This is a genomic window from Solirubrobacter ginsenosidimutans, assembly GCF_027587205.1.
Genome location: NZ_JAPDOD010000101.1, coordinates 1 through 10,581, shown reverse-complemented (window position 1 = coordinate 10,581; position 10,581 = coordinate 1). Strand labels below are relative to the sequence as shown.

Below are 10,581 nucleotides of genomic sequence, written 5' to 3'. Positions count from 1 at the left end.
CGCCAAGGTCCTCGGCTGCGCCTGGCAACGCTGCACGGTCCACTTCCTCCGCGACTGTTTCGGCCATGCCCGCAAAGACCAGCACGGCCTGCTCGGCGCGCTGATCCGCCCGATCTTCGCCGCCGACAACCTCGAGCAGGCACGCGACCGGCTCTCTGAAGCCGTCGCCCATCTCGACGGGCGCCTCGGCCGGATCGCAACGATGCTCGAAGACGCCGAACCGGAGATCCTCGCCTTCTACGCCTTCCCGAGCTCGCACTGGAGCAAGCTGCGCTCGACCAACCCGCTCGAGCGCTTCAACAAAGAAGTCGGCCGCCGCACCGACGTCGTCGGCATCTTCCCCGACGACCGCAGCCTGATCCGCCTCGCCGGCATGGTCTGCATCGAGCAAAACGACGAATGGCTCGTCGGGCGCGGCTACCTCTCCGCCGAATCGATCTCTCTCGTCCTCGCCGGACCAGCCGAGCACACACAAACAGAGATCAAGGAGGACACACCGGCGCTCCAAGCGGCCTGAGCAGCCGATCAATACACCGACGATCTCCTACACCACGTCCCGGGACTTGACTTAATTCGGGGCCTGCCGGCGCTGGCCGGATCATCTCCGCGTCCAAGGCTGCTGTCGGTACCACTCGCGGGTCCCGCCACGCGGCGAGTGATCGATTGCTGACCGCGCCGCGGACGTTCGCCGCGGACCGGCGGAACAGCATTTAGACTCGCCCGAGGAGGGCACGCGGGCGTGGTCGAGTCTCTCGGCACCACTGGCTGACTTCCGGAATGACCTCAACGATCGTTTCGGAGGTGGCACCGATGCTCAGACCACTGTCGCTCACATCACGAGGGTGGAGCCTACGGGCCATTGCGTGGCTGCGGCGGCTGAGCCTGCGGAGCGGGACACGCTCCCACGAAGCGCACGCCGCCCACCGCACGGGCATGACTCCTGGCATCATTCGCCGCCGACAAAGCGGATGGTCGAACTGACCGGGGAACGCGAGACCGCTGCAGTCCATGAAACTCAGACGGCGCAGATCCAACGTCACGCGGGAGCTTTGGCGCTCCGCGCGCGCAGCGCCTCGTCGAGAGATGTTGCCGTCATGAGGTCGAGTTCCCCCGACGGCATGACGCGGACGGTACGCGTGACGGCATCGAGGTGAGAGGTGAGCTCCCACCGCGCAGCAAGATCAAGCATTACGACTTCCCTCGTTCCGGATTACCGAGCGCAGCGCGCCGGGGAGTCGTGATCCCCGGCGGCGACGCGCTTGGATTGGCCGGATCGGAGGATGAGCGACGCTCCGCCGTGCCATGGGAATGCCGGAGCCTCGGACGCCGGTCAGCGCCTCCGGTGGTCGGTCACGTCGCCGGCGAGGTCGCCGATCCCTGTCAGGTCGATGAGCTTGCGGACAGGATCTGAGATGCGGGCGAGTTGGAGATCGATCCCGCGCCGGCGCGCGTGATCGCGGACGGACAGCAAGGCGCCGAGCCCAGCGGAGTCAACGAAATCCACCTGGGCGAGATCCACGACCACCGCTTGCACGCCGCCTGCCGAGAGGAGTGCATCGACCCTTGACTCGAATTTGAACGCTGCGGTCATGTCGAGCTCGCCCGCAGCGATGAGCTCGAGCGACGAATCGCGCACCATCGTCGTAAGTGTGAAGTGACTCGTGGAGTTTCCGGTCGCGTCGTCGCTCATCCGGAGATGCTCCCCAGCGCAACGATCGGCGAACCACGCCGGGGGCGCGGTGCCGGGAGCGCCTTCGTGCAGACCCATACCGCCGCCCGCTCGCTCCACGGATCGGACACCTCCCAGCACTCGAGACAACCGCTGCCCTCGCCTAGGCCGAACCGCTCAAGCCGAGATGCGCGTGCCGGCCGCCGGAAATGCGTGGTCAGAGCATCGAGCGGCGCGTTCGCAGTAGGCGTCGCGCAGCGTTGATATGCATGGCGCACGCGCGTCACCGTCGCGATCAGTCGCAACGAACCAAGCCCGCGGCGTGCGGCGTTCCCAAACGAGGCCGATTCTTGGCGTGGACGCACGCGGGCTTCGCGGGTCGTGTCGTTGCGCGAGCGACCGAAAGCGACCAGCGCCAGAAAGACCATCGGTGAGCGCCGCACGCTCGTCGACTATCACGCCGGACGCGAGGAGCTGCCGGCGGCACGCGGCACGGTCAGCGACAAGCAGGAGCGCGACATCGGTTTCCAGACCTAGCTCCGTCAAGGCGTGATGACAGCCGTTTGTCGGCGTCGAGGCGCGGGGTAGGGCAACTGCGTCGAGGGCAGTGAGACCGAGGCTCGCAGGGCGAGCAGCGGACTTTTGACTTCGTTGGACCGACGGTGCCGCAGTTATCGTCCCGCGTCCGCGACCTGCGCTCTAGGCATCGGCCGAGCGCGTCGGCGGCCATGTGGCGACTGCGACCGCTCGTTTCGCCCTCTAACTCATCTCTCCGTTGCCGGTAGGAACGACGCCTGTCGGCGTCATCGACGGTAACGACAAAGGAGGCCGACATGGCCACTTCATCGGCCGAGCGGACTCGCGCTCGCTCCGAGAACACGCAGGTCCGGCGCAGCACTGAGACCAAGGCCGCCTTCAAGACGACCGAGCTGATCGTCTACGTCGTGGCGGTCGTCGCAGTGCTGATCGCCGCGATGGTCGTCGACGAATCAGACGCCGGCGGCTTCGGCGCGAAGCAGGCGTGGCTGTACGTGACGCTGCTGACCATCGGCTACATGGTCAGCCGCGGGCTTGCGAAGTCCGGCAGCCGCGACCCCTATACCGAGAGCCGCGACCACTAACCCCGCCGCCGCCGCACGACTGGGTACGCAACCACGCGCATCCAGTCGCGGCGAGCACCGGCTGCGCCACGATGGTCAATTCCGCCCCACCGCCGAGCCACTGATCCCGGGCATGCACGGGCGTCTGCACGTCTACGCCTTCTGGGGCGCCTTGGTGGCGGCCAGTGCGCTGGTCGCGCTGGCGCCTTCGGGCGCCGCCCGCACGGCCTGCGCGATCTACGGAAGCGCGCTGTGTGCGCTGTTCGTCGTCAGCGCCCTCTACCACCGCTGGCACTGGAACCCGCGATGGCGACCGCTGCTGCGGCGTCTTGACCACAGCACCATCCATGTATTCATCGCCGCCTGCACGACCCCGCTGGCGGTGCTCATCCTCGACGGCAGGCTGCAGGCCTTCGTGCTTGCCTGCGCGTGGGCCGGTGCTCTTGGGGGCGTCGCGCTCGGCCTTGTCTGGATCGATGCGCCACGCGCGCTCGTCGCCGCCGGCTACGTGCTGGTCGGCTGGGCTGCGCTCGCCGCGCTGCCATGCCTCCCGGAGTACCTCTCCACGGCGCCGCTGCTGATGCTGGCCGCCGGCGCGGCTCTGTACATCGCCGGGGCCGCGGTCTACGCCACGCGACGGCCGCATCCCTGGCCGGCGGTCTTCGGCTTCCACGAGATCTTCCACGGACTCGTAGTGCTGGCCGCGATCAGCCGCTTCCTGGCCTTCGCGGGCTAATGTGACCAGCGCCTCAAGTGCACTAGCCCGCCTTCACGATCTCGACTTGTCGGTCACTCTCGGTGAACGTAAAGAGCCGGTGCACGTGCGGCGGCCCGGCCACGACACAGAAGCCGCCGCGGGCGGCGTCGGCACGCTTTGCGGCCGCCACGATGACGCCGAGTCCGCGGCAGTCCATGAAGCTCAGCCGGCGCAGGTCAAGGGTGACGAGCTGGGCGTTCTGCTGCGCGGTCCGCAAGGCCTGGTCCAGCTCAGGAGCACTAGAAGGAAGTCAAGCGCCGCTGCCGGGCGGGTTTGCAGCGTCGGACCCCGGCGCATGCCCTCCTCGGGGGAGGCTACCCAGACGGGGGCGCAGCGATCGATTAAATCCGGCAACCCGTCAGCGATCGGTGCGTATGGCAGGCGCCGTGGGTAGCTCGTGGTCGGCGATGAGGTCTGTGGGGCTGAGTACGAAGACCTCACAGATCATGTCGGGCTTCTGCTGGTTGCCACTCATGAAACCGATCACGGGCCGGCCGGTGGCGTGCTCGATGACGGCAGTGAAGCGATCGCGCATGACCTCCTGAAAGGCCATGCGCTGCTCGATCACCGCGTACCCGCGGCCACCGTCGAGCAGCGTCTGCTCCACGCGCGTGAAACCGCCGCGCAGGACGCAAACCACGAGATCGTCGTAGTAGTAGGTCTTGGCCTGCGTCGGCCCGCGCCCGTAGTACTCCTTCAGCAGCGCCACCATGCCTTCAGAGACGGCCGTCAGCACGTCGCCATGCGTGCCGTGCAGGCTCTGAGTGTCGTCCTCGGGCATCCCCGGAGCGTACCCCTGCAGCAATCGCAGTCAACGGACCGCTCGCACGTCCGGGCTCGCTCTTGACCTGGTGGACTGCATACTCCGCGGCGTTGCCGACCTCGAGAAGGCGCCGATCGAGCTCGAGCGCGCCGCCTCGTCACTGGCAGCCACAGCATCGGCGCCGATCTTGGCGTCAAGCTGTTGTGCCTCGCCGCGCCGTGGCAACTTGGCGCGCTGGGAGTCCGCGCGACGGCGTGCGACCCGTCGACGGGCTCGACTCGGCGGTACGCCCGTGGCAGGCGTGTAGACCCCGCGCGACGGTCGACGCCAAGGCGACGGAAAGGCCCCGGAAGACGGGGCGTCCGCGCTTTGATGGTGTCGTCGCGCGGCTTGTGGGGTGGCTGGCGCTCTTGCCGGCGCGCGGTATCGTCCTCGTCGAGGGCGCGATCGAGGGGTCTCCCGGTGAAGCGGATGGGCAGCTCGATGTGACTTCGAGGTTCTGGCGTACCACACGATCCGGAGTCCCGATGTCCGACGACAGTTCCTCAGACGATTCCCAAGGCGAAGAGCCAGCGTTCCTCTGTAGCTGGCATCCCGAGGCCATCGCCGCCGCCTCGGTGATGGTCTCCGGTGAGCTCAACCGCACGACCGCCCCACGGCTGGACGCGGTGCTGCGCGAGGCACTCGACCACGCGCGCCTGGTGCTCTTGAATCTGCACGACGCCGACGGCCCCGACGCCGCGGCGTGGCGTGTCATCATCCGTGCTTCCGTACGCGCGCGTAAGGCAGGGAGTCGGTTGCTGGTCGCAGGAGCAACACCGCACGCCGCCGCGCTCTCCGAAGCGGCGCGCGTGGTCGAGTTCATCGCGACCGACCATGCTCTCGCCGGCGCCGATGCATCCCCTCACGACGATGATGTCGATCCGCGCATCCGGCCGCTCGACAACCCGGTCAACGCCCGAGTCCTGGCGGCCCGGGTCATGGTCGTGACGGCACCGGACCTATGGCTGCTCGGCACGAACGGGGCGGTACTCCGGGCCTGGCGCCCCCCGAGTGAAGGACCGATGGTGCCCGGCGCAGCGTCGATCGAGGTCTACCTCGACGACGAGGGTGCGGTCAACGGCTGGCGCAACCCGGATACGGGCCTGGCGATCAACCAGCGACGCGTCGACCGCGGCGAGTACCCGCTAACCGCGTCGAACGTCCCGTGCCAGGGAAACTGCGGCGTCGTCTGGCTGGCGCCTGCGGCGGAACGGCTGATCGAGCACGACGAGCGATGCCTCACCTGCGCGGGTCCGCTTGTCCTCGCCTGATTCGATCGGTCCGCTCTCTGGCGATGAACTGCTCGACGCCGTGACCGATGCCGTCGTCGCGCTGCACCTTCGCTACTACAACCGCGTACCGGCCACGGCCAAGACCCGACTGCTCGGCGACGACCTCCTGGCCTGCGTGCTCGGCGGGATCTACACCGACGTCGAGAAGACCCTGATCGAGATCGGCCGCACGAGCGCCGTCCATGAGTCCCGCGGGCAGTTCCAGCAAGCCATGCGCCACAAGTTCGTCGAGGCCGTCGAGCGCCTCTCAGGCCGCACGGTCGTCGCATTCATCTCCAATCACCACGTCGGCCCAGATCTGGCCGTCGAGCTGTTCTGGCTCGACGGTGCTGGACCACTGCCGGCCTGACCTCATCGATCCGCGTCGAGTTCACCCGGCGGGGTGTGAACGATCAGGACGTCACAGACCGAGCGGGCGGCCACGCGAGCGGCGAGCGCCATCGCGTCCGCACGGTCGCCGCCGAAGACGACGAGCCGAGCCGCCCTCAGAGGATCGATGGCGACGAGCGCCTCGTGGTCGCGGTGGTCGATACCCGGTCGGACGCGTGCCGCACGCCGCCGTTGAACGCGTGCGCCTTGGGCGAACTTCAGGCGTCGGCGCCGGAATCGGTGGTTCTCTGATGTGAAGGGCCGCCGTGCCAGTCAAAGCACAATGCGGTCGCGTCGTCGCTGAGCTCGCCATCCGTCGCCTGAAGAACGACCTGCGAGAGGTGTTGCACGGCTTCGCGGGGATGCAGCTCGCGGTCGGCTGCCAGGACCGCCTCGATGTCGACGCTTGCGGCGTTTCGTTCCAGCATGCCGTCGGTGAGGAAGACGATTCGATCCCCGGGCTGGAGTGGCAGCGCCTGCACGCGATATTGGTAGTCGGGGACGATCCCGAACGGCGGGTCGGCCGCAGGGTCCAGCCGCTCGACGCGCCCGTCGCGGAGCCGCAGCGGCGGCGGATGCCCGGCGTTGACGATCGTCGCGGTTTGCGCGCGCAGGTCGACTTGTGCGAGCTGCCCGGTCACGAAGCCGCCTCTTCGAGCGAAGGCCGCGAGCCCTGCGTTGGCGCTGCCTGCCTGCTCCGCGAGCCCCGCACCGGCTCGGCGGGCGTTCCGCAGTGCACCCACCAGCACGGTCGCAAGCACTGCGGCCTCGACCTCGTGACCCATGGCGTCCGTCATCGAGAGGTGCAACGTGTCGCGCTCCAGGGCGAAGTCGAACGTGTCGCCCCCCACATTGCCCGACGGTTCCAGCCATGCCGCCAGCGTGAATTGTCCGGCCTCGCAGGTGTAGGAGCCGGGTAGCAGGCGATGCTGGATCTCGGCGGCCAGCGACAAGGGAACCGAGCGCTGCCCCCATGCGAAGAGGTCGGTGAACCGGCGATTGGCGATCACGACGTACGCCAGCGCATGCGCTGCCCAGGCGACATCGGCGACCGTCTGCTCGTCCGGGTTCTCGAGCAAACACACTTCGAGCACCCCGATGGCTTCGCCACGGTTGGTGACCGGCGCCAACAGGCGAAACGTCCCCGCACCGTTCTCGACCTGGACCGCCTGGGTCGCCAGCGCGCGGCCGTGCGGGCTGCCGGCCAACGGTACGCGCTCGGCGGTCTCGCGACCTTGCGAACGCGCCGTCAGGTCATGGTCGACGTGGCCAAGGCGGATCAACGCTTGGCCACTGAAGTCCGCGATGAGAAAGGACACATCGTTTGCTCCGAAGGCCTGGGCGAGACGCTCTTTGAGCACGTCCACGGCAGCCACAGGCGGCGCGTTCTCGACAGCCGCGAACAGCTGCCCGAAGTCGAGTCGTGTTGAGCGCCGGTCCGCCATCGCCACAGCCTACGGACACGAGGAAGTCCCGCCGTTGCGGCGAGCGTGCGGCGCGTCCTTCGTGAGGACTTCCGGACTTTGGTGTATTGAAGCGTTAGCGGTTATCACTGGTGCGCTTGGCCTGTTGGCGGTCGGGGCTGATCGAGACCACGTCCCAGGCGAGCTTGGAGCGCTCCAGCGTGGCGATGAGCCAGGCGCTGGGGTCGAACTGCCAGCGCCCGAGGCCGTGGCGGGCTGAGGTCGGGAAGGCGTGGTGGTTGTTGTGCCAGGCCTCGCCGAAGGCGATCGGGGCCAGCCAAGCGAGGTTGCGGGACTCATCGCCGGTGGCGAAGGCTCGCCGGCCGAAGAAGTGACACAGCGAGTTGATGCTGAAGGTCGCGTGGTGCAGCACGAGCACCCGCACGGCGCCGCCCCACAAGAGACCGGTCAGGCCGCCGGCGAGCGTTTGAGTCAGCGCGAACCCGAGAGCGAACGGGACCGCCATGCCGACGAGGACCCAGAGCGGGAACGTGCGGCTGATGAAGCACAGGTCGCGGTCGGTGACCAGGTCCTTCGCGTAGCGCTGCGGGTTGGCCATGTCCTTGCCGCGGAAGATCCAGCCGACGTGGGCGTGCAGCAGTCCGCGCAGGGCCCCGGCCCACCCGGTCGCATCTTCGATGTGTGGGCTGTGTGGGTCTCCGGGGCGGTCTGAAAAGCGGTGGTGCTTGCGGTGGGTGGCGACCCATTCGATCACCGGGCCTTCGACCGCGGTCGAGCCCAGAATGGCGAACAGGATGCGCAGCGGGCGGGTCGTCTTAAAGCTGCGGTGGGTGAAGAGTCGGTGGTAGCCGACAGTCACGCCGAGCCCGGACAGTGTGTACGTGACGGCCAGCACGACGAGGTCATGCCAACGCAGGGTTCCCCCCCATGCCAGCCACCCCGCCAGGACGAGCGCAGCAGGCGGCAGTCCGATGACGACCACACGCGTGATTCGTTCGGCCGTCTCGTTGGTGATCGGGATGGTGTCGGGCGCGGATGGTCGGCGTGCGGGGACTGCGCCAGGCAGTGGGTGCGGCATGAAACCTCCGAGATGATGGCGGCTCGGAAGTCAGGTCGCGCTGCCCGCCCTACCGGCTGACCACGCGTTCGATGCCCTCCCTTGCTCCTTGTACTACCCACTAGCGCGGGCCGAAGCGCGCCGCTTGTTGGAAGGTGAAGGGCAGCGCCGCGGTTAGGCCGGTGAGTTCGAGACGCGCTGTACCCGGGGAGGGCCGGGGACGAGCCGTAGCCGTACGTCGTGTCGGATCTGCGTCGTGAGCCGCAGCAGCGCGCGGATGCCGCTTGAGTCGATGAAGCTCAGCGCGCGCAGGTCGAGCACGGGACAGGAAAACCTTGGGTCGACCAGCTCGTCAGGGTTGCTCACGGGTTCGCTCGATCGACCTGTTGAGGCGCGGTCGTGGCCAGCGCTTCGCGCTGCAGCTGTTTGAGTGTGGTGCGCAGGATGCGCGAGACGTGCATCTGTGAGAGGCCGACGATCTCGCCGATCTGGCGCTGCGTGAGGTCCTCGCGGAAGCGCAGGTTCACGATCAGGCGGTCACGTGGATCGAGGGTCCGCAGGAGGTCGTCGACCAGCACGTCGTTCTCCGCGTCGACGTAGCCGGTGTCCTCGATCGGGATCTCCAAGCCTGGGCCGGCTCGATCGTCGTCGTCGTCGTCGTGGCGGGGTTGATCGAGCGAGACGGCATGACGTGCGCCCGCCGTCTGCAGTGCTTCGAGGGTTGCTTCGACGGTGCTGCCGGTGTGCCGGGCGAGCTCGGCGACGGTGGGGAAGCGTCCGAGCTCGGTGAGCAACGCTTGGGTATGGCGGTCGATGCGGCCGGCGAGCTCCTGGACGCTGCGCGGTGGACGGACCGACCATCCGTGATCGCGCAGGTAGCGCTTGAGCTCGCCCAGGATGGTCGGGAACGCAAACGACGAGAACGCCAGCCCGCGCTCGGGGTCGAAGCGCTCGATCGCCTTGATCAGGCCGAGCGCGGAGACCTGCTCGAGATCGTCGAGCTCCTCCACGTTGGCGTATCGGCGTGCGAGCTTGCGGGCGAGTGGCAGGAACTGCTCCAGGATCGCGTCGCGCGCCGCGGGGCTTCGCTCGGTCGCGTAGCGCGCGAACAGCCGCTGCTCGTGGGCGCGGCGCGCCAGGTACCAGCGGTCGCGCTGGGCACGCCAGTGCGTCGCTGCGACAGCGCCGCTCACGCTCGCCTGCCCTGAAGCGAGCATCCGAGCCGCAGTACCCGCGATTCTCGGATCGATCTGAAGTCACGCATGCCGAGCTCCCAAACCGCTTGCAAGCCGATTCAGAAGTCAGACGGCGATCCTGGAGGCAACCGAGCGCGCCGTGCGATGCCTTCATCGAGAATTCTACGCGGACGAGCGACTAACGGACACCCACACGTGTCGGAAATCGGTCGTCCCGGTCCGGCTGCCAGTGCTGGAAGCTCTCAGCTGGGTAGCGAAGAAGCCATGGTCCCGCCCAGTAGGCGCAGGATGATCCCCAAACGAAGCCGCTCGACCCGGAGTCACGCGCAGACTGCGGCTGCCACCGACCGCGAACTCCTTCGCGCGAGCGAAGCGTGCTGGCGAATGTCGCACGAACTCCAGGCCCTCCGGGACACTGTCGCGGTCCTACGCGCGGGTGCCGATTCGCTGGCGATCGACAACGCGACGCTCAAGATCGACAACGAACACCTTCGCCTCTGCGCAGATGCGAGGTCGGCTGAGCGCGGCTAGCCGCTGACGCTACGACGCGTCAAGGAAGGACAGCTCGATCTCCAGGTCGGGCCCGACGTGGTGGCAGGAGATGAAATGCGCTGCGATTCTCGGTCACGACCGGCGTGCGCTGCAGTTCGATCAACGCAGCGCTCATGCATCCGCACCATGACGTCGGCGACATCGTCCGCGTCGCTGCGGGGCATTGCACACCCGCCTCACACTGGATTGGTCGGCTCGGAGTGCAGCGGCGCTTGCGATCCAATGTGGCGCGGCGGAGGTTTAAAAGCCGACATCGGCGCCACCGGCGGAGCCTCGCGCGGGCGCCGGCGCTACCGTCGCAGGACATGGCATGGCCTCGAGCGGCGGCTCGACCGGACCCTGATGGTGCCGGATCGCGAC

The 10,581-nt window shown here is 68.0% G+C and carries 13 protein-coding genes and 1 pseudogene; 7 read left to right on the top strand and 7 right to left on the bottom strand.

Going from position 1 to position 10,581, the window contains the following annotated elements:
• A partial coding sequence (locus OM076_RS44005) for a transposase (protein ID WP_270046607.1) occupies positions 1-517 on the top strand: 517 nt, incomplete at its 5' end.
• 813 nt (positions 518-1,330) lie between these two features.
• Here OM076_RS44005 and OM076_RS44000 read toward each other — a convergent pair.
• Positions 1,331-1,690, bottom strand: coding sequence for an STAS domain-containing protein (locus OM076_RS44000; protein ID WP_270046605.1), 360 nt, complete (start codon positions 1,688-1,690; stop codon positions 1,331-1,333).
• A 360-nt stretch (positions 1,691-2,050) separates the two neighbouring features.
• On the opposite strand from OM076_RS44000, the gene OM076_RS43995 reads away from it, so the two are divergent.
• From OM076_RS43995 to trhA, 3 genes are all read left to right on the top strand, one after another.
• Entirely contained in the window at positions 2,051-2,206 is a 156-nt protein-coding gene (locus tag OM076_RS43995; protein WP_270046604.1) for a hypothetical protein, read from the top strand.
• Between the two features lie 296 nt (positions 2,207-2,502).
• A complete protein-coding gene (locus tag OM076_RS43990; RefSeq protein ID WP_270046602.1) occupies positions 2,503-2,790 on the top strand; it encodes a hypothetical protein in 288 nt (95 codons plus the stop codon).
• Between the two features lie 112 nt (positions 2,791-2,902).
• Positions 2,903-3,505, top strand: coding sequence for a PAQR family membrane homeostasis protein TrhA (gene trhA, locus OM076_RS43985; RefSeq protein WP_270046601.1), 603 nt, complete (start codon positions 2,903-2,905; stop codon positions 3,503-3,505).
• A 22-nt stretch (positions 3,506-3,527) separates the two neighbouring features.
• Here trhA and OM076_RS43980 read toward each other — a convergent pair.
• Positions 3,528-3,758 (bottom strand): annotated as a pseudogene (locus OM076_RS43980) (STAS domain-containing protein); the annotation flags it as partial.
• A 126-nt stretch (positions 3,759-3,884) separates the two neighbouring features.
• Entirely contained in the window at positions 3,885-4,307 is a 423-nt protein-coding gene (locus OM076_RS43975; RefSeq protein ID WP_270046599.1) for a Na-translocating system protein MpsC family protein, read from the bottom strand.
• A 236-nt stretch (positions 4,308-4,543) separates the two neighbouring features.
• On the opposite strand from OM076_RS43975, the gene OM076_RS43970 reads away from it, so the two are divergent.
• From OM076_RS43970 to OM076_RS43960, 3 genes are read left to right on the top strand one after another with little or no spacing between them, the layout of a single operon-like run.
• A complete protein-coding gene (locus tag OM076_RS43970; protein WP_270046598.1) occupies positions 4,544-5,602 on the top strand; it encodes an STAS domain-containing protein in 1,059 nt (352 codons plus the stop codon).
• 40 nt (positions 5,603-5,642) lie between these two features.
• On the top strand, positions 5,643-5,972 hold the full coding sequence (locus OM076_RS43965) for a Na-translocating system protein MpsC family protein (RefSeq protein WP_270046596.1): 330 nt from the start codon (positions 5,643-5,645) through the stop codon (positions 5,970-5,972).
• Between the two features lie 35 nt (positions 5,973-6,007).
• Positions 6,008-6,244, top strand: a complete 237-nt coding sequence (locus OM076_RS43960) for a hypothetical protein (RefSeq protein ID WP_270046595.1) — start codon at positions 6,008-6,010, stop codon at positions 6,242-6,244.
• On the opposite strand, the gene OM076_RS43955 is transcribed toward OM076_RS43960, so the two are convergent.
• The 4 genes from OM076_RS43955 to OM076_RS43945 form a co-directional block, all read right to left on the bottom strand.
• Complete coding sequence (locus OM076_RS43955) at positions 6,211-7,437, bottom strand: PP2C family protein-serine/threonine phosphatase (RefSeq protein WP_270046594.1); 1,227 nt, start codon at positions 7,435-7,437, stop codon at positions 6,211-6,213. The two genes, OM076_RS43960 and OM076_RS43955, sit on opposite strands and share 34 nt — an antisense overlap.
• Positions 7,438-7,531: 94 nt before the next feature.
• The gene (locus OM076_RS43950) at positions 7,532-8,398 is read right to left on the bottom strand and encodes an acyl-CoA desaturase (RefSeq protein WP_270046592.1); all 867 of its coding nucleotides are present in this window, start codon (positions 8,396-8,398) and stop codon (positions 7,532-7,534) included.
• 249 nt (positions 8,399-8,647) lie between these two features.
• A complete protein-coding gene (locus OM076_RS47080; protein ID WP_372518149.1) occupies positions 8,648-8,794 on the bottom strand; it encodes an STAS domain-containing protein in 147 nt (48 codons plus the stop codon).
• A 41-nt stretch (positions 8,795-8,835) separates the two neighbouring features.
• Positions 8,836-9,690 (bottom strand): sigma-70 family RNA polymerase sigma factor, encoded by an 855-nt coding sequence (locus OM076_RS43945; RefSeq protein WP_270046590.1) that lies wholly within the window; start codon positions 9,688-9,690, stop codon positions 8,836-8,838.
• Positions 9,691-10,581 lie beyond the last annotated feature (891 nt).